The organism is Burkholderia sp. HI2714, assembly GCF_002223085.1.
GTDB classification, from domain to species: domain Bacteria; phylum Pseudomonadota; class Gammaproteobacteria; order Burkholderiales; family Burkholderiaceae; genus Burkholderia; species Burkholderia lata_D.
In genome coordinates this window covers 31,116-50,960 of record NZ_NKFM01000065.1, presented here as the reverse complement: position 1 = coordinate 50,960, position 19,845 = coordinate 31,116, and the positions used below count along the sequence as shown (strand labels likewise).

General features: G+C 66.3%; 13 protein-coding genes. All 13 read right to left on the bottom strand.

What is annotated here, in order from left to right:
• Window positions 1-24 precede the first annotated feature (24 nt).
• The gene (hflK, locus tag CFB82_RS35820) at window positions 25-1,920 is read right to left on the bottom strand and encodes a protease modulator HflK (protein WP_089487104.1); all 1,896 of its coding nucleotides are present in this window, start codon (window positions 1,918-1,920) and stop codon (window positions 25-27) included.
• 200 nt (window positions 1,921-2,120) lie between these two features.
• A complete protein-coding gene (locus tag CFB82_RS35815) occupies window positions 2,121-2,408 on the bottom strand; it encodes a hypothetical protein (protein ID WP_089487103.1) in 288 nt (95 codons plus the stop codon).
• Window positions 2,409-2,579: 171 nt separating this feature from the next.
• Window positions 2,580-4,133 carry a hypothetical protein gene (locus CFB82_RS35810; RefSeq protein ID WP_174946797.1) on the bottom strand — a complete coding sequence of 518 codons (1,554 nt, stop codon included), beginning with the start codon at window positions 4,131-4,133 and terminating at the stop codon, window positions 2,580-2,582.
• Window positions 4,134-4,188: 55 nt separating this feature from the next.
• Window positions 4,189-4,521 (bottom strand): hypothetical protein, encoded by a 333-nt coding sequence (locus CFB82_RS35805; RefSeq protein ID WP_089487102.1) that lies wholly within the window; start codon window positions 4,519-4,521, stop codon window positions 4,189-4,191.
• Window positions 4,518-4,973: a hypothetical protein gene (locus CFB82_RS35800; RefSeq protein ID WP_143751021.1), complete on the bottom strand. Its 456-nt coding sequence runs from the start codon at window positions 4,971-4,973 to the stop codon at window positions 4,518-4,520. The genes CFB82_RS35805 and CFB82_RS35800 overlap by 4 nt, the downstream gene beginning before the upstream one ends.
• Before the next feature lie 18 nt (window positions 4,974-4,991).
• Window positions 4,992-6,809 carry a dynamin family protein gene (locus CFB82_RS35795; protein WP_089487100.1) on the bottom strand — a complete coding sequence of 606 codons (1,818 nt, stop codon included), beginning with the start codon at window positions 6,807-6,809 and terminating at the stop codon, window positions 4,992-4,994.
• Entirely contained in the window at window positions 6,806-8,647 is a 1,842-nt protein-coding gene (locus tag CFB82_RS35790; RefSeq protein ID WP_089487099.1) for a dynamin family protein, read from the bottom strand. Before CFB82_RS35790 ends, CFB82_RS35795 begins: the two co-directional genes overlap by 4 nt.
• The gene (locus tag CFB82_RS35785) at window positions 8,644-9,303 is read right to left on the bottom strand and encodes a hypothetical protein (RefSeq protein ID WP_089487098.1); all 660 of its coding nucleotides are present in this window, start codon (window positions 9,301-9,303) and stop codon (window positions 8,644-8,646) included. Before CFB82_RS35785 ends, CFB82_RS35790 begins: the two co-directional genes overlap by 4 nt.
• Window positions 9,304-9,323: 20 nt before the next feature.
• On the bottom strand, window positions 9,324-11,795 hold the full coding sequence (locus CFB82_RS35780) for a dynamin family protein (protein ID WP_089487097.1): 2,472 nt from the start codon (window positions 11,793-11,795) through the stop codon (window positions 9,324-9,326).
• 233 nt (window positions 11,796-12,028) lie between these two features.
• Window positions 12,029-14,797: a DEAD/DEAH box helicase gene (locus CFB82_RS35775; protein WP_089487096.1), complete on the bottom strand. Its 2,769-nt coding sequence runs from the start codon at window positions 14,795-14,797 to the stop codon at window positions 12,029-12,031.
• A complete protein-coding gene (locus tag CFB82_RS35770; RefSeq protein ID WP_089487095.1) occupies window positions 14,794-16,815 on the bottom strand; it encodes a hypothetical protein in 2,022 nt (673 codons plus the stop codon). Before CFB82_RS35770 ends, CFB82_RS35775 begins: the two co-directional genes overlap by 4 nt.
• Complete coding sequence (locus tag CFB82_RS35765) at window positions 16,812-18,122, bottom strand: hypothetical protein (protein WP_143751020.1); 1,311 nt, start codon at window positions 18,120-18,122, stop codon at window positions 16,812-16,814. The genes CFB82_RS35770 and CFB82_RS35765 overlap by 4 nt, the downstream gene beginning before the upstream one ends.
• 78 nt (window positions 18,123-18,200) lie before the next feature.
• On the bottom strand, window positions 18,201-19,835 hold the full coding sequence (locus CFB82_RS35760; protein WP_089487093.1) for an ATP-binding domain-containing protein: 1,635 nt from the start codon (window positions 19,833-19,835) through the stop codon (window positions 18,201-18,203).
• Window positions 19,836-19,845 lie beyond the last annotated feature (10 nt).

The window sequence follows — 19,845 nt, the reverse complement described above, 5'->3', positions numbered from 1 at the left end:
CCGTGCGGAAATTGCCGCGACATGTCAATGGATGCCGGCCAGGTCGCCGGCAGGCGTATTGCGAAGATCGACGGTCGCCCGCGTGCCGTCGGCAAGCCGGTCGTCGATGATCGTCATGCGCGCGTCGCGCAGGCCGCGTTGCAGCCGGTCGAGGTAATACTCGAACGGAAACGCGGGGCCGCCGAGCCGGTACGCGACCAGGTCGGCGTCGAAATCGATCTGCTGCACGCGCGCCGACGACACCGTGTCGCCGGCCTGCGCTTCGGCATGCGCGACCCGTTCGAGCGCCTGCTGCTGCGCGTTGCCGAGCAGGCCGGCCGCGAAGCCGCGCGCCTGCGCGACGCTGCCCTGCGCGCGGATCTGCGCGGCCTGCACGTCGTGGAACGCGGCCGCTGCGCCGGTCGGCGGATGCACGCTCTCGATCACGACCGCGATCACGTCGACGCCGCTTTGCAGCCGGTCGAGCTGCTGCTGGATCGCGCGCTTCAACTGGCCGGCCATCGCGGCCTGATTCGTTTCCAGCAGCGATTCGAGCGTATGCGACGCGAGGTAGTGCACGAGTTCGCGATTGGCGCTCGTGCGCACCGTGCTTTCCGGGTCGATCGCGCGATAGAGCGCCGCGCGTGCGTCGGCATCGGTCAGGCCGAGCCGGTAATCGACCCGCACGTCGGCGTTGACGATCTGGAAGTTCTGGCGGTCGCCGTTCGCGCCGGCGATCACCTGGGTGGTTTCCCACGGATGCGGCACATCCCACAGACGGTCGAGACGTTCGGGCGTCGGGCCATCGGCCGGCACGGGCGACGTATCGGCGCCGCCGTCGTTCGCGCTGCCCGCGATCGCGACCTGGTGCACCGCGCCGTTGTCGACGATGCGCGCGCGCCCGAACGGCCAGGGCAGGCCGACGTGCAGGCCCGGCTGCCAGACCGCGACCGGCGCGCCGAAGCGCTCATAGACCGCGCGCTGCTCCGGGTTCAGCACGACGACGGCGGTAAGCAGCCATGCACACGCGACGGTGGCGGCGAGCGCGCCGGGCAGCAGCCGCACGAAGCTGCGCCAGCCCCAGCTCTGCCGCAGGTCGATGCCGTAACGATGGCGCAGTTCCGCGCCGAGCGACGCGAACGGCGACGGGCGCCGGCTCAGCAGCCCGGCGATCGCGCTGGTCGGCACGACGGCGCCGCGCGGCCCCGCAAACCACGACAGCACGCCGCGCAGGGTCAGTTCGGCGGCGACGGCGGCATTGAGCAGCGCGACCGACTGCACGAGCCAGTCTGCCGTGCGGTGCCGGAACGCGAACCATGCAGCGGCCAGCGCACCCGCGAGCGCGGTGACGAGCGCAACGCGCAGCATCCGCGTGAGCGACGCGGACACCGCCGAACGGCTGACGGCCGCCGCATGGTGGCGTTCAGCGACGAGGGTCAGGAAGGCGAGAACGATGCAGGCCGCGCCGGCCGCGAGCGTGGGCTCGGGCGCACTCATCGCGCGCACCAGCATCACGGGCGACGGCGGCTGCCACGCGAGCACGGCAAGCGCGACGGAAAGCACACCGCAGCCGGTGACAGCCCACGGCCGCCAGTCGATCGCAGCGGCGATCGCCGGCCACGGGTTGTCGTCGTGCTCCGGTTCGTGCTTTCGGCTGAACGCATTGCGCAGCCAGTCGCCGATCAGCGTGGCAGCCGATATTTCCGGAGGATGGCGGCGTGCGCGGCCGGCGAGCAGCACGCCGATCGCGACGACGAGTACGTTGCACCATGCGCTGGCAAGGGGTGCGCACCAGCGCAGGTCGGCGGGCAGGACGTCGACGGCGCCCAGCGCGCCGAGCGTGGCGACCAGCAACGCGGCGGCGCCTGCGACCGGCGCGAGTGCGTCGCGCCCGGCCGGGTTGCCGGGAATGTCGTCGGTGCCTTCCGCCTGTTGCCCCATCGGGATTCCTTACGTACGAATTACAGGGTGTGCAGGCGTCCGTACGGAATTCTGCGAGCGGCAATGTAGCGCGGCGGATGATGAAACTCAAGGCATCGATGCGATTGAAGCGACGGATGAAACAGTCTGCGGACCGGACTTTTCCGCCGCATGGCGGGCAACGCGTCCGTCGGCCGCCCGCGCGGCGAATCATCCCGGATTCAGATCAGGTGTCGGGCCGCGGCCGACTCGATCTTCCAGCACGCGGCCGGAAATCGGCACGAACGCGATACCGATACGCTCGCCGTTGCGCAACGGTCAGGGACGGCCTTGTCGATCTGGAAGCGCCGGCGCGGCACATCGGGGCCGTCGTCGGCTACGTTCAGGCAGTCGCTCGACATGCCGCGAAAATACCGCTCTTCGAGCCGGACGATCGTGGTGTCGAGCACGAGCTTCCGATTGGCTTTCAGGTCGAGCGATGCGTTGTGCTCGCTCCGCAGGTAGATCACGCGAGCGTCAGGAGCACCAGGCCACCGCCTTTCGTGCCGCGCCGCGATTGCCGACCATGCCATAGCGCGGCGTCCATCCTGTCATCGCCGCGATTGCGTACGGGATGACCGTGGGAAAACTGGCAGCGATCCCGGATCAGGGCATCCCATGTTCCGAAACCGTGCCGTTGCCTAGCTCGCCCCCGGATCGCGACCATCGCGATCGACTCGCAGGCGCTGGCGAAATTCGTCGAAGCCCTCACCGAAGAACCGGAAGAAAAGTGCCGTCGGACGGTCTTTCGAGTCCAGCAACTCGAAATGGCGACCGACGTTTCGTCCGGCGGTCATCAGCGTTTCAGCCGAATTTTCCGTGCCTGCGAATCCTCCAGCGATGAGACGCTGCCTGCGTGCAGCGGGCGTCGTATCGGCTAGGTTGCAATAGCCGGCAAGCCCCGCGTCGACTAGCAAAACCTGAGCACGTTCATCACCGGGAATAAACTCGCACTCACCGTAGTTCGCCGTGTGCAGGCCCGTCTCGCCACCCTTTGCGATCTCCTTGACGTCCTTCAGCGAGCGATCGTACAGATTGAGTTCCCGCTCGCCGAACGGATAACAGTAGCTCCCGAAATTATTCCTGAAACTTTCGTACCGGGACGCATGTTCAGGCCGGTCAAGCCATTGCCGGAACGCGTTGGCATCGTGAATCGCCGGACCGGTTTCGACGTATGCGCAATAAGTACTCAGCGCATCTTTGAACGGATGGCCCGTCGGCACCCAGTTTCCCCGCCTGGCGGACTGGGGCGGCTCGTCCGTGGGATGCCCGACATCGCCGCCACGGTCGCCGTCGGTCACGTTGCGGATGTCATACCCGATCATGAAAAGTGCGGCTTCGAACGCGTGACAACGCGCCGCGATCGAGCTCACATCGTCGCCATGAGGCTCGCCCGCAAACAATGTCGTCCGTTCGAGCACTGCGCGAATGATCCAGCCCGCGCGCACCTGCCAGCGCGCCCAGCATTCCGCGGGCACCTGGTGCGTATAAAACTGCGGTGCGGCCGCGAAACCCAAATCGCCCGGATCGCGGATCTGATCGCCGCGCGCCTGCCCCGACGGAAAGGCGAGTGGATCGTGATGGACGCCGGACTGTCTAGCGTCATGCCGAAACAGCTCGTAAAGCATCGCCAATGCTGCGCCAACCCGGCTGTCGTAGATCGGCGACCCGGTCGTATCCAGCAACGCATGCACCTTGGTCAGCCCCGCATCGAAACGCTGGACATTTCGCGCATGCAAATCGTTCGTCGTCTGCGAGCCATCCAGCGCGAACAGCAGCTCAAGCGACTGCAGGTACGCACAGAATGTCCGGTTCCGAACCTTCGATTCGATAAAGGGGATCGCGCCGAATACACCACCCCATCGCAATATTTCGCGCGCGATCGCACCCGCACGACCGTCGTCGCCGCTGGCAACGGCAGCACGCAACAGGATGCCCAGTTGTCGAAGCGAGGCCCGCGTCGTCCGCCAATCGTGCGACTCCATCCGTCGCCCCGTGCCCGGATCGATCCACGCACTGTTCCAGCAGTAATTGGCGAGAACGTTTTCGATGCCGTTCACGTGCAGATCCAGTCCACCGGGAACGAACTTGCTGCGGGCAAACCGCAGTTGCACGGGCAGTGTCGGCAGATGCTCCGCGAGCCACGTCACAAAGTCCGCTACCGGACGTTGCGCAACGAAGTCATGGCGATTCATTGATTTCCTTGTTTCTGATTGACGCAACATCCGCGCCGTCACCGCCCGTGACACCCTATCGAGACGGCCGCGAGATCTGTCGCTTGCGCGTCACGAGTGACGCGATCTGTTCATCGAACAACAGGCGGCAGATGCCGTCGACCGTGTGGCGCGCGTGTACCTGCTCGGACTGTGGCAGCGCGTCCACCACGTCGAACAGCTTCGCACGCTGCTTCTTCGCGTCAACGATTGCCAGCGTCAGTGCATGGACGGTCTGTTGACGATCCTCGAAATGCGACTGCTGCGCGCCGCGCCGCGCCGCCTGCGCGAGCTGGGTCGCGCGCTCGAGCTCCAGCGCGCGAACCAGCTCGACGAGATCGACGGCGATCGAGGAAAAATCGGCGATCACGGCCGCGGCACCGACGATGCACCCGGATCCGCGACGACCACCTCGACCATCTTCGTCAGCATCTCCAGCGCCTGCTGACGCGACTGCGGATCGGATTCCGGAATGCCGGCCAGCACTTCACGGATCAGCTTGACCGCCGTGTCGCCGCGGGTAACGATCGTGTCCCGCATGACCGACAGGCGCTCGACTTCGGCGCGGAACGCTTCGCGTACCTGACGGGTGCGTGCCTCGATCTGATCGACCTGTGCCTGCGAGTTCGCGCGAATTTTCGCGATCTCGGAGAGATTGGTCGCGATCGTCAGCATGTTGGCTGCCGCCTGCGTGCCGCCGGCGATCAGCCCGTCGACCTGACTTTCGGTGAGGCCTCCGCGGCCGGTCGCCGGCGTGCCGGAACGTTCGGCAGGCACCGTTGCCGGCCGGCGGCCCGGCAGATCAATCGAATCATCGCTCATCATCTATTCCTTTCGTGTTCAGGGATTGACCGTTTGTGTCAGTCGGGTACGCAAACCTGCCAACTGCTGGCGCGTGCCCTGCACATCGGCCAGGCGGGCGGCGCGCTCGGGCGCCGCCACCGGATTGTTCTCAAATTCGCCGTACAGCTCGTCGACGATCGCCACGTTGGACGTGCGCAGCAACGGCAGGTGTTGATCGCTCAGCACCCGATCGATATCGGCTCGCCAATTGCCGACGGCCTCGCGGCTCTGCTCGATCAGCTTGCGCTGCCAGACCTGCGCCTCGTAGACGAACGAGCCGATCTCGACGAGCACCGTCACCGCGACGGCCAGTCGCTCCATCAAGCGCTTCGTGAAAGTGCGGCCGATCCAGTCATAGACTTCGCGCCCGAACCGCTGGCCGAACAGTTCGCCGATCCGTTTGACCGCCATCTTCGCGAGGTTGCCCGCGCCCGCGGCCGCGCCCCCTACACCACCGATTCCTTTCAGCATCGTATTCACGGCGTTGCCGGCCAGGCGCTGCGCGATCGTGCGCGATACGTTCAGCGTGAAGCGCCGCACCGGATCGTCCGGCCGCAACGACACGGTCTTGTCGAGCTCACCGATCGCGGTATTCGCGATTTCCTCGAGCCGCCGGTTCAGCGCGACCATCTCGACCTCCATGTGCGCCTCGAGCTGGCGACCGATCCGGCGCACCTCGAACGGCAGGCAATGGCTTGCGACCCATTCCGCGCAATCGGCATAGCCGAGCCATTTGTCCGCACCCAGAACCTCGGCTTCAACCTGCTGCAACGACGCGGCAACGAGCGAATCCAGCAAACGCGGCAGCGCGGTTTCGAGGTTCGCCATCGTCCGTTCGATTTCGACCAGCGACTCGGCTCTCGCCGCGCGCGTGATGTCCAGTGCGCGCACGATCGCCTCAGCTTCGTCGGCATCGGCCGACAGCGCGGCTTCCTCGCGCTCGAGCACAGTGTCGGCATCGTCGAGCACGGCCAGCACGTTCTCCTGCAGCCGCTCTTGCACGGTCTCGAGCACGGTGGAATCGAATGCGTGCCGGCGCACTTCGTCCCACAATCCGTCGGCCGCAAGCGGTGCCTGTGCGACCGGCACGCCGTTCGCCGACGCGACGAGCTGCAGCGTCAGCGGTCGCCGGAGTCCGTCTTCCGCCAGCCGGCGGATCTCGGTCACGCGCTTGTCGTCGAGGCCGCAGCCTGCCGGCACGCGGTTGATCGCCAGCACCAGGGGAATCGTGGTGTCGTGCGCGGTCGCAGCCGCGATTGCCTCGAACAGATCCTGGTCGGACTGGCCGAAGCCGGTGCGGTAGCCCACGACGAAGACGATCACGTCGCTGTTCGGCAGGAAGTTCATCAGCACTTCCTCGTGCTCGCTCAGCACCGCGTTGTAGCCCGGCGTATCGAACACGTGCAGGCCGACGTTCCCGGCTGCCTTGGGTCTCGTCCGGACCTGCAGACGCAACACGTCGCCTTCGGGCGCCTCGCTCAGCGCACGGAACCGCGCGTAGTCGATCGTTTCCTGCGTCGCGTCGCGATAGATCGCGAAAAAGCGCGATGCGGCCTCGTCGCGGCACGCGACATGGGTGACCATGCCGGTCGTCGGACGCGCGCTCGAGGGCAACAGATCCTGCCCGAGGAGCGCGTTGATCAGCGACGATTTACCGGTGCTGGTCTCGCCAACGACGGTCACATACGCCTGCGGCAACGTCAGACGATTCAGCAGCAGGCGCGCGAGGCTCGCCCGCGTGTCGTCGCCACTGTGTTCGAGCAGGTCGACGAGCTGGCCGGCCCCGTCGATCCAGTGGTGGGAGCGAGTCGTCATGCGCGTGCCTCCGTCAGCTTGCCGCGCAACGCATCGATTGCGTCGAGATCGGCGGTCAGGCCGTCAGCCGCGCGCGCTTTCTCGTCGGCCGACAGGTTCATCATCGACAGCGAACTCTGCCGTTCCTGCTCGTATGCGGCCGACTTCGCCGCGCGCCAGTGTTCGAGTACCGCGTCGAGATGGTCGACGAATTCATCGGCGATCCGATTGAGCGCGGCCGACGTCTCCGACACGTACCGGTCGATGGCGGCAAACACTTCAGGCTCCACAGCGCGCGCGCGAAGCTCGGTCACGCCCTCCTTGGCCTTGCCGCCCAGCCATTGGCCCGCCATCGCACCCAGCAGGCCGCCGACGGCACCGCCGATCAGCGCGCCGATCGGCCCGCCGCCCAGACTGCCGACCAGCGCGCCTGCTTCCACGGCCGCCCACACGCCGCCTGCGGCGCCTGCGATACGGCCAGCCACATTCTCGAATCGCGTGCTTTCCGCCTTGTCGACCGTGAATGTGATCTCCGGCATGTCGGCCGACCACGCGTCGAGGCCATCTAGATCCATGCGCAAGCGCTCCTGCATCGCGAGCGCGTCTTCCTGCACCTGATTGAAGATGTCGTCGGTCGCGTCAGACTGCTCGTCCTTCAGCGCGCGCGACAGGCGCGGCCCGTCGACAATGCCCGCCCGCATCTTGGTGCGCATGCGATTGCGCAGTTCCGCACCCTTCTCGTCCGCCCATGCCCGCAACTGCTGGCGCACCGTCCGACGAAATGCGTCCGCATCGTCCCGCATGCGCGCACCGCGCTCGTCGAGCGCCTTCAGGCGATCCATATGCAGACGCGCATCCTCGGCCATGCGGGCCGCGTGCGCGCTGCGATCGAGCTTCGTTTCGGCCAGACGGCCGCCGACGACGGCGGCCACCCGGTCGAGATCCGCCCCGATCGCCGTCGCGACGACGTCGGCCACGCGCACTGCCCATTCGGCGCCGAAGCGACCGAGTTCGGCGCCCAGTGCGGCCAGCCCCGACGCCTCGACGAGTCCGTCGTTCCGGCTCAGCGCGCCGCGCAGCGCATCGAATCCGTTCACGACATGAATCGCGGGCGGCGCGTCAAACGGAATGCCCGCCTGCTCGGCAATCTGCCGCAACACTTTCTCGTTGTGCTCGCGGCCGGCTTGCGCCTCATCGTCGGACTCGTCGTTCCAGCGGTTCTGCACGAAGATCGCCGTGCGCAGCGACGCCCACTGCAACCGGACGAACACGGCTTCGGAACGAGTCAGCGGCGGAACCGTGCGCAGCATGAAGATCACGCCGACCGCTTCCGCGAGGTACCGCTGCGTGGTTTCCCGGTTGGCCTGCGTCAGGCTGCCGACGCCCGGCAGATCGACCAGCACCAGCCCATGCCGGAACAGCTCCCGGTTCGACGTGAGCACGACGCGCGTCACCTGTTTCGCGTTACCGGGATTGTGCTCGTTGTGCACGACCGAGCGCAGTGCATCCTCGGTGCAAGGCAGCGTCTCGACGCGCCCATCGGCGAAATGAACCTGCGCGTGCGGGCTCGATTCGGCCGCCCAGGCAATTTCGACCGGCACGCAGGTGGTTTCGTCCGCATCGATCGGCAACACGGGCTCGTCGAATGCCAGTGCGTTCAGCAACGTGCTCTTGCCGCTCCCCTGGATACCGGCGATCGGCAACACGAAGCGCTCGGCCGACAGCTGGCCACGGTACGCGCGCAAGCGCTCGACGAGGCCTGGTGCGGCCTGGTTCGGATCCTGCGGATCGTAGCGTTCGCCGAGCGTCTGCCATTGCGGCGCGGCCAGCAATTCGAGCATCATGGTGCGATTCGTCATCGTGCGTCCCCCGCGGCGCCGAACAGACGCTTCCACCAAGGCTTCGACAGGTGATCAACGCGCCGCAGTATGGTTTGCAGCACATCCCGCTGGGTGGCCTGGGCCGTTTGCACGTCGAGCAACAGCGCGTGCGTCCCAAGCAACGCTTCGGTGGCCGCACCCAGCTTCTGCGCGTGATCGATCAGGGTGGCAAGCTGACGTTCATGCACCGCGGCGGTCGCGCGCAACGCGTCCGCCTTGTCGTTCGTCGTCTGCGACTGCTGCTGCAGCTCGGCGATGGTTCGCGTCTGCGCGGCCGCCGCCTGATTCGCCTCGTCGCTGCGCACGGCGAGGACGTCGACCGCACGAACCTGCTGCTCGAGCACTGCCGTCAGCGCGCCGACACGGCCGTCGAGCGTCTGCGACGAGCCGGTCAATCCGGCAAGCGTGTCGGTGACCGATGCGATCCGGGCCTGGAGTGCGACGAGCTGGGCGTCGATCTCCCCGATCGACTTGATCGGCGCGGCCAGCGCACCGCGTGTCGCATCGCGGATTTCAGTCTGCAGATCGTCCGTGAGCCGGCCGGCCCACGGCGGCGTCTGTGCGAGGTGCCCGCTGAGTTCGTCGAGTACCCGCCGAGTCTCGTCGTCGACGGTGATACGCGTGTGGTTGTTCATGGTTTTCCTTGGAACGGATATCAGGCCGCGACCGCTTTCCACGAGCGGATGATCGCGGCGGCATCTTTTCGGTTGTATTCGGCTAGCCCGCCAATGAACTGCTGTTCCTCCGCCACGGTTGCGAACGGCGTGTCCGGCACAAGCAGGCGGTTCGCCAGCACCGAGTAGACGTCCTTCTCGTCGTTGACCAGCGCCCCCGCGAGCCGATAGCCTCGCTCGTCGCACAGCGTCTTCAGCTCGCGCAATGCTTCGACAATCGAATCGGATTGCTCCAGTTCGCGGATCGATTGCACGACGGCGATGATCGGATGCTTGAGCGACCCGTAGCGAATGCCGGAGCGATCCAGCGCGCTCTTCGTCGCGCCGATCTGCTGAATGTCGAGCATCAGGAAGATCACGCACGGCGACGTCAGGAAATCGTTCACCTTGTCGAGCGCGTCGGCGTCCGGCACGGCCACGGCGATCTGGTCAAAACGCCCCCCGTCGAAGTACTGCGACGCGAAGCCCTCCACCCTGCCCGCATCGACGGTCAGCGTGTCGAACCAGAACCGGTTCACGAACTCGCCGAGGCTGTCCGCGTCGTAGCCGAGCATCAGCACGCGCCTGGCGTCGCGCGAACGCCTCGACGTCGCGCCCGCCAGCACCTGATCCCGCACATCGGGAAAGCGCCGCCGCGAGATCAGTTTCGCGAGACGCGCCATCGACGCCGCTGCCGCCGGAACATCGATGTCGTGCCATTCGGGCTCGACGACGGGCGCGGTCATCGGCGTGACGTCGGCGTCCGCACGCGGAGCACGGGGCGCCTGGCGCGGCTCGACCAGCAACGCCTCGAGTTGCTGCGCGATGGCCTTGCGTTGAACGATCGCGCTGGCCGCCGACATCTTCGCGAGCACGCCTCGCTCCTGCGCCGCGATTTCGTCCTTGAATTGCTTGCCGATCTGCTTGATGCGCTTGACGGCCGCTTCGACGAACCCGTCGACGAAATCGAGCTCCTTGTCGACTGCCTGCGCGACGGCCTTTCGGAACGCATCGACATTGCGTATTTCCGTCCAGTTCTCGGTTCGCTCGTTGTAGCCCCAGTTCTGATCGAAGAAATCGACCTTGCGCTTGAACCAGCCCCAGCCGCTCGATTGTTCGGTCTTCACCGTTCGCGAGCGCTCGGCGGTTTCGAACTGGAGCGTGCTCGCGGGCCGCGCCAGCTTCGCGGCAAGGTCGATATCCTCGGTGCGCAGATTCAGTGTGGTGCAATCTTTCCCGATTTGCGCATTCAGGCGCTTGTTCAGTTCGCTGAGCGCTTTCACCGATCGCTTCTGCCATTTCTCGACGCTCGTCTTCAATTCACGGGCGGCTTCGATGTTGGTCGCGGTCAGCGTCGCGGCTTCGCTCCGTAGCGCATCGGCTTCGGCGATGCGATCGGTCGACTCGCGCGCGGCCTCCTCGAGCAACCACGCATAACGCGCAGCAAGCTCCTGGCCGAGCGCGGACAGCCGCTCCGCCTCCTTGCGCTGACGCCGGAGCACGGCGGCCTGATCGCCCGGCTTCAGTTCGCGCTCGATCAGCTTGTTCAACCAGCCATCCAGTTGCCGGCGGCGTCCGTTGGCAATCGCGGGCGCCAGCGCATCCAGCTGCCGCTGAATCAGCCCGACGCATTCGGGCATCCCGGAACGATCGTCCCATTGCTCGAGCGCCATCCTGGCCGATACCTGGGAGATCGACACGGACGGCAGGCCCGCCTTGCTCATCACGCCGGCGACGCGCCAGCGATGCTCGGCGAGCACCTCGGTGCGACTCTTCTGTTCGTCGCCTTTCGGCCCCAGCTTCGCGACCACGCTGTCGATCATGTTCTGCACGACGACGATCGGCTTGCCGAGCTCGTCCGCCATGCACACGTAATCGCGCATCTTCTCGTCGGAGTTGGCCTTGCAGGTGGTCAGGAACACGACGACGTCCACCGTCGGCAGCAGCACCTCCAGGGTCAGCCGCTCATGGTCGTCGTGACCCGCCGCATCGAGCCCCGGTGTGTCGACCAACGCAACGCCGCGTCGGAACCGAAAATCCGGCGAGCGCAGCCGGATCTCCGCGACGCCTTCGCGGTTGCCCGGATTGGTCTCTTCGTCCGCGTAGAATTTGAGCCGTCTGGCGATGGTGCTGCCGGTCAACAGCTTCGGCTTCACGCCCGGCGCGTCGAAATGGATCGTGCATTCGAGCTGTTCGCCCCATTCGCAAACGACCAGGCTGTTGGAGCTCGGGCGCACCGCACGCGGCAGCAGCTCCGCACCGAGCAGCGCATTGACGAGCGTCGACTTTCCGGAACTGGTGACGCCCATCAGGCCGATACGGAACACGTCGTTCCGCCAGATTCGCTCGCGGTCATTCAACCACCGATGTTCGTCGTCGAAGTAGTTGCCGATCGAGTCGTCGCTCGAGATGATGGTCCGGATCTGATCGATCAGCTTGCCGAGTTCAGCGTGTCCCGCCCGCGCGCTTTGCATGAAAATCCAGTGACGTTTTGAAGTGACCTTGCCGGCATCGTTCGCCCCCCGGCCCGGCCTGCGCGCCGGGAGCAGACGGCAGCAACGGATCTAACGGCATCTGCGTGCCGATCTTTAGGGCACGAACCGATGCCTGAACCGGCAGGAAACGAAAGATAAAGCGGGCTTTGGACAATTCGTGTCCGGAGCCCGCGGTGTGGTGGATACGGCGTGCGTGCCCCTGGCAGGCAGCGTCACCCGCGACGCTCCTGTCCGGGATCGCGCGCCCCGAACTGGTCATCGTTCTGCGCCGTGCGCTGCATGACGCCGGACGGTTCGGCAGTGGATTCCGGCGGCGGCGTGAAATTCGGCGCAGCGTCGTTGATCTCTTCGATCCATGAGGCCAGCTCCGGGTGACGATCCGCCAGATTCGACGAGACGACGACACCGTGCAGTTGCGCGCGCAGATCTTCCCAGCGCTCGTGCAGCACGCGCCAGTTCACTTCGTCATAGGTCCCCTTGAATACCACCGGGCAAAACTCGATGCGCGGAACGTCGTGCGGTTGCTCGACGTGTCTCCCGGCTTCGATCAGCGATTCCCAAAGACTGCCGAGGCGGTCGACACGCCCGATCTGCTGCTCGACAACTGCCGGATTCCATTCCGGATGCAACAGCACCACGGTTCGGCATGCACGGTGCAGGTTGAGCCCCTCGCGCCCGACCATCGACTGCGCGACGAGCACGCGCGGATAGACATGCGCCCGATTGAATGCAAGCTGCTGCATCCGGCGCGTCTCCGGCTTCGTGTCGCCGTGCATCAAGCGGGCGAAGCCGCCCTCGGGACGGTTGAACTCTTCGTTCAGGCGGTCTTCGATCGTCTTCCATGCCGCATCGAAATCGACGTCATCGAAATCCGCGTCGCCAGCAGCATCCATGTCGACCTGCTCGACGTCGCGATCGCTGGTCGCCTCGACCAACTCGACGAAGGCCGCCGCATAAGCCAACGGATCACGCCGCTCCAGATCGCCGCCCCTCAGCGCGTGCATCGCGCGTGCGACGAGGGCACGCGGATTCGCGTCGGCACTGCCGACGCGCTGCATGTCGGCGGCCCGCCCGAATGCATCGAACAGATTCTTCGCCCAGGGATTCGACGTGTCGCCGGCCCAGCCCTGCTCGATCAGACTCAGCAAGTCGCCGCGATATTTTTCGCGCTCGCTCTCGAGCGTCCTGTAGTTTTGCTCGAGCGCGTGTTCGAGCTCGCTGCGTTCAAGCGGGCCGGCGCGCTTCAATTGACGATGTGCCGCCTGCACCGCAGGCCACTCGCGATCGTGCAACTTGCTCTGTGGCCACGGCTTGCCTGCGTCGAGACATGTCAGCATCTCGCGCGCGTTGAGGAGATCAACCAGCGCCCGCAGCGGGCGCGTGAACCGGCCGAACACGAGAACCTTTTCGCCGCGCCGCGTGACGGCCTCGATCGCATTGACGGCAGCCAGGATTGCGGGGTGGTCGTAAAGCGGACCCTGACCGCCGCCAAACGGACGCGTCGCGACGTCGATCCAAAATTGCGCGCGCTGTCGCGCCTTGTCATCGGTGTCGGACGGCGGATCCGCCCGTACCGGTTCGGCCGCCGCCGTCTGATCGTGCTCCTCCTGCTTTCGGTCGGCCTCGGCATCGTGCGTCGCTTGATCCATCAGCGTCGCGATGCCGTGACCATTCCCCATCGTCAGCCGCAGACGTGTTGCCTTGCTCGACCAGTCGGCGTCCGCCTGCCTGCCGACGAACGACAGGGACTCGGCCGCACATACCGCCTGCTTCCACCCATCGTCGAGCTGGCCGGTATCGACCACGATCTCGCGTTCGCGCCGATACGCGTGCCCCGGTTCTCCCGCCATTCGTGCGAACGCCTGTACATAGCGGTCATTGCGCTTGTCGCGCCTCAGCACCCAGCGCGCGAGCGCATCGCGAAACGCCGATGCTGCCGCCTTGTAAGCGTCGCGCGCGTCGTCGTTGCCGATACATTGACGAACCCGCCGGACCGCCTGCGAATAGCGCTCGATCACGTTGCCCACCGCCTTGGTATCGGCGCCGATGCGTGCCAGCGTCTGCTCCCATTGCCCGGAATCGAGTTCCACCGGTGTCGCCGTCAGCGCCATGCGCCGTGCGGACGGCGACGCGAGCACCACGTTGTCGAGCAGTCTCGACAAGCCGCTGTCGTCGCCGCGGCTCTTGTGGGCCTCGTCGATGATGACCAGATCGAACGCGCCAAGGCCGGCTCCGACCGCGCGCTCGAGGGCCGGGCGCAGCGTACCGCCGCTGCGGTACGCTGCCGCGTCGTTCAGGCCCATCCGGCGCCCGTCTGCCGGCATCATGTCGCCGACCAGCGTGGTCAGACGTTGCGCCATCGGCGCGTCCGCGTCGATCGACGCCGCCTCGACGATGCCGGCCACCGCACGGCGCAGGTATTCCAGTTCGCGATCGCCGCGCCGGGACGACTGACTGCCGCGCCGGGGTTCACGCCAGCGTGCGCAGAGCGCTGGCAGCAGCCGCCAGCGCCATGCCTGACGGTTTCCGCCGAGCGACCAGTTGGCAAATGCGTGCGAAATCAGGACCGCGCGTTCGTCGAACCAGGGCTCACGCAGGGCGGGATCGTCGTTTTGCCATGCGCACAAGTATTGCCAGAGGCTGCGCAACAGCAGCGGCGACTGCACCTTCCCGTCCCGCAATTCCGAACGCCATTGATATCCGAGACCGGGCGGCACGAGGATCGCGACACGCCCGCCGCAATCGATCACGGCCCGCGCGACGGCAACCGCGATCCGTGTCTTGCCCATGCCGACCTCGTCCGCAATGATCAGCCCATTCTCGGGCAACCGGCGGGCAATTGCGCGCAGGCTCGCGCGCTGCCCGTCGTTCAGTCGCCAGCCGGCGGCCCGCGCCGGCTCGTCGGCCGTGGCCTGTGCAGCGTCGGCGAGGTCCAACAGGCGCGCACCGACCGCCCCCCACCCCTGGAATACCTGCTTCATCTCGTGCTCCCCAATGGCGGCAGCGTATCGACGCCCCAAGCCTGTTCAATGGTCGTCAGAGCCGCTTCATAGCGCGCCCCGGCAACGCAGTCGCCGGTTTCCGCGAACACCGGCCGGAAGGGTGCTGCCCGCAACGGTGACAACGGATTCAGCTTGAGTTCGGCAAAGGCCGTTACCCCGGCGCTGTCCGCGGCACGAGCGAGCGTCTGCTCCAGCCTGCTGCACCACGCGGGCCAGTCTGCCGCGTCGATCGCCGTTTGCCGCTGCGCGATGTTCTCGACGAGTTCCATCATCTGGCGGATGGGATAAGTGCGCCCGTCGGCAGTCGCGACGCCTGGCGGAACGGCGAGTGCCGGATCGAAGCCTTCACCAAAGCGATCCGGCACATCGTCGTCGGGTGCCATCGGAAAGCTGGCGAGCTGCCACCAGATTTCGTCGACGTCCAGCGACGTGAGGGGCGTCGCGGCAACCCGCCCGAACTCGTCGAGCACGGGTACGGTGGCACTGCCCGAGCCGGCTGCATCGACCCAGCGGACTTCGACTTGCCGCGGACGATCGCCCGGCCACACGAACGCATCAGCGCGCCTGACGCACGGTGCGCCAGCGGAATCGAGCACATTCATTTGCGACAACCCGTCCATCGGTTCGGACGGGCGCAACCTGGCTGGCCCGGACGCATCGGCGTTGCACCATGTCAACCATGCAACCGGCGCCGCCACACATTCGTCGGGACGCTCGGGCATGTCGGCACCAGGCGTGAGCGCCTGATCGGTCTCGATGGATTCGCCGCGATGCACCGGCAGCACGTTGCCGACGACCTGCTCCGGCGGCACGCCGCGCCGCGCCTCCCATTGCAATTGATCTGTGGCAAACACGACCCCGGCTTCCAGGTTGCCGCCACCCGGCTTGGCGGACGACAGGAAACCCGGCTTCGTCAGGTTGCCCGAACCCAGATAGAGCCACGCGCTCGTGCATGCATTGGAGTTGCCGCGCTCGTTCGCGGCAAACAGAAACTTTGCATGCAGCAACCGCCGCTCGTTCGCCGCCTTGCCGAACACGGCTTCCGGCGCATGCGCACTTCGCACCGTCACGCCGTGCTCCGCCAGTGCGGTGACCGAGCTTGCGACCGCCTGGCACGCGTCGGGATTGACGAACACGTCGATCTGACAGTTCGCGGTGATTCGACCGGCTCGCTGCAGCTCGGCGATGATCTTCAGCAGCGAAGGCGGCGCGCCACCGGCTTTGTCCGGCACCGACTCGAAGAAGCCTGAGCCCATCGCGAGCCGGTTGCACGCCGCCCCACCCGTCGCACGCTCCGCCAACGCGGGCAGTTGCGTCAGCAACGGCTTGTCCCAGTTGTCGATGAAGCGAGGGCGTGCGCGACCGGCGGCCTGCTCGCACTGCGCAATCCACTGCCGCAATTGTCCGTCCGCGTGCGCCGACTCCCCCGGCAATGCCCCGCCAATGGCCGAGAAGATGCGCGCATCGAAATGCGGCATGAGCCGCTCGATCATTCTCCACGCCGTGCGCACGTCGGCACACGCCGTCTTCGTGTCGTCGTCGCCAGCGGCCAGCGAGTCGCTGTCGACGTCGATGCTCCACACGAGATCCAGGCAGTCCTCGAGCGTCTGGCGCGTCCAGTTGCCGGTGGAGACGATCAGGCGCACGCGCCAACGCGATGCGTCCTCCTGATGACGAAAGCCGAGCAACGCCACTTTCGCGTGCAGCAGATGGAACGGACGTACCAGGCCGCTTCGCACGGGCAGATGAATCAGGCCCGGCACGTCGACCACCGTGATCAGCGGATTGCCCGGATCGAGCATCATGGCGAGCGCAACGCGTCCGCCGGCCGCTCGCCGCGCATGGGTCTGGCCTGTAAAGCGCTCCTGCGCGTCGTTGAGAAACGCCGCATCGGCCGAATAGCCGCACAGCCACCCGAAGTGACCGAGATGGCCATCCGGTGCATCGAAATGTTGTGCCAGCGACGGCCGCTTGACGGCCTGTGGGTTGCCGCTCATGCGCCTGCCTCCGGGGTGCGGGGTTCGAGCCAGTGTTCGAGCTGGCCGTGCAGATCGGCATTCAGCAGGAACAGATTCTGAATGCGATACGAGATGCCCGCGGGCCAGACGATCCCCGCGCGCACCGTCGGCGCCGCTTCGTCGGATTCGGCCGACTCCGCCGCGGCGGTCGCACCAGCCCGAAATGCCGGGCCTGGGACGACCTGCCCATGCTTGAGGCGCAATACCCGATCATCTCGCATCACCAGTGTCTCCAGGCGTTTCGTATGATCGGGATCGATACATTCGCGGCAAAACTGATTCGCGCCGATATCGGCATGTCCTTCGTCGAGAAACGCTTGCGCGGCGAGGGCAAGCATTTCGAGCCGCTCCGCAACGGCATCGGGAATGGGGGTGCCCAGCACGAAGCAAGGCCGGCTTCCGTTGGCCGCAATCGCGCTTTCCAGCGCGTCGAGCACGGCCAGCGCTTCGTCCCGGGCGCGAAACAGCCGCGAACCCGCGCGCAAGTCGTTCCAGTGCGCATCATCGATTGCGCCTGGCCGCCGGTCCCAACCGAGCGTGCGATCCTCGTCGCCCCCCTCGCGCACCGTGTTCACCCACGCGAGCGCGGCCCGGCGTCTTGCCTGCCAGGCATCCGTATCGCCGCCGCCGATGCGCAACTGCTGCGCGACCAGTTGCAGCGCATCCGATGCCATTGGCACCAGCGGGGACAACGCATCGGCCAGCGCATCCTTGTCCGTCAGACGCTCGCCGCGGCTCATCCAGTGCACCAGATAATCCAGCACGCCCTGCGAGTAGTAGCACGGCTCGTAACGGCTGGCCTGCGCGTCGATCAGTGCAGCCCCGGTCGACGTGCAGCGGAACGCATTGAACCGGCTCGCGCCGGTCTCGACGAGACCGAGCGACGGCAGCGCCTGAACGGTCGACATGCGCATCGGCTGGGTGACATAGAATCCCGGCTTGCGTACCCGCGCGAAAGTCAGGTTCTGCTGGCCGTTGAGCTTGCGAAATCCGCGCAGCCGCGCATCCTGCGCATGTCCATTGCGGCGGAAGCCGGACCAGCACGCAATCGCCTCGATCGCGTTTCCCGCTTCGATATTGGTTACCTTCAGCCGGCTCGCGCGCGCTTGTTCCGCCGCGCGCACCCCGAGCGTCGCCATGAACAACTGCTTGGCAAACCACAGTCCACCCAGCCCCGGCACCGCCCGTTCGTTGAATGCTCGCACTGACGCGCCGAGATTCAGCGTCCGCGTCCGGCGTTCGACCATCAGCGATTCAGGGCCCAATAGCCCCCACGACATCTGCATGAACGACACCCCAACGATGATTGAATCAATGGCAGGGGACGTCCACGTCAGTGGCCGTCCCGCTCCCGGTTTGGCCCGCTACCCGATCCGCTCCATCAACATCCGTGCAGCACGGTCGGACATCACGACGATCAGCTTGACGGTCGCGCGCGTGGCGCCGACGAACAGCCGACGCAGCGCGATCTCGTCGAATTTCTCGAAATCGACCTCGGTCAGGATTACGCACGGCGCACTTTGCCCCTTGAACCTGAACACCGATTCGAAGCGCAACTCGCCCTCCCGGTAAACCGGCTCGCCGCGCGCATCGTATGTGCCGGTGAAGCTGCGCAACGTGTGCCTGCCGAGCCGGTCCAGCACGGTGAACAGCGACTTGTCTCGCCCGTGAAAACTGAGCAGCGCAATGTCCGGCAGCGCGAATCCGGCTGCGAGCGCGGCATCGATCGCCTGCCGCGTCGTCTGCGCGGCACTCGTGTCGGCGTAGGTCATGAGGCCGACGTCCGAGCCGTCGAACGGGCTGGCCGCTTCGAATCCCATCGGCGCGCCTGCGAACGCGCCGACGAAGCGCACGATGTCCCGCGGGCTGCGATAGTTCGACATGGCCCGCACTTCGACCCAGCCCGGCAGCTCGACACCGTCCCGCAGATAGAGGTTCTGCATCGGATCCTCGAGCCACCACAGCCGGCCGTCGCCGCGGAGCAGCCGCTCGATCGGCGCCACCCATTCCTGCAGAAAGTCCTGCCCTTCGTCGACGATGATCGTGTCGAAACGCTCGGCGTCGCTCGGTGTCGAGCCGCCGAACACGCGTTCGAGCCGCTCGAACACGTTTCCGTCGGAAAAGTCGAGCGTGACGCCGTGTCGGGCTGCGGCCTGCTGACAAAGCGTGTGATAGGTGAGCACGGTGGCATCGGCCGGCGCGATCCGCCGCAGATGATCGGCCAGCGGCCGGTTAAAGCACAGATAGAGCGCCCGCCGTCCGGCCTTCGATGCGTCTTCGAGCACGCGTAGCGCGAGCTGCGTCTTGCCGGAGCCGGCCGTGCCGATCACCCGCAGGCGAAACGGCCGGCATTCGATCGCGCGCGCCCACGTCGCGAGGCCACCCGAAATTCGCGTGACGATGCGGGCCGCCGCGCCGATCGCCGCGCCCACGTCCGGGATCAATGACAGCTCGTCGGCCAGGAACGCGTGAATCCGGTCGACGGAGGGAAGGCGCGGTTCGTCGGCGGGAAGGATCGTCTGGATGATCGACGCCAGCTCGGCACGGCGTTCCGAGTCGACGATCCGCGCCGGGTTGACGCCGGCGATGTCCGGCTGCGCCACACGGTAGTCCGGGCAGTACAGCAACTCCTCGAGCCGATACCGCGTCGCGCCGAACGCCGCGTAAAAACGGCCGTGCATTCCGGCGATCGTCCGGGCCAACTGCGACCGCACGCTCTTGCGGGTCGTCCCGTACACCTTGGTCAGTCCGTCAGGGGTTTCTTCGAGCAAGCCGGATTTTTGCTCGATCACCAGCACACGGCCCGACGGCCCCACGATCACGAAATCAGCCTCGCCGAAAATGGCAAAACCCTTGTCGAGCTGAGTCCAGTGCACGCCGTGGTAGACGGTGTAGCTGTCCGGCAGGCCGGTGCGCAACGTCTCGAGCGTCTCGATTTCGCGCTGTGCCGCGCCACTGACGGGAAGCGCATCCCAGCCACTCGGAAAGATCAGTGCCATGCGTCGCCCG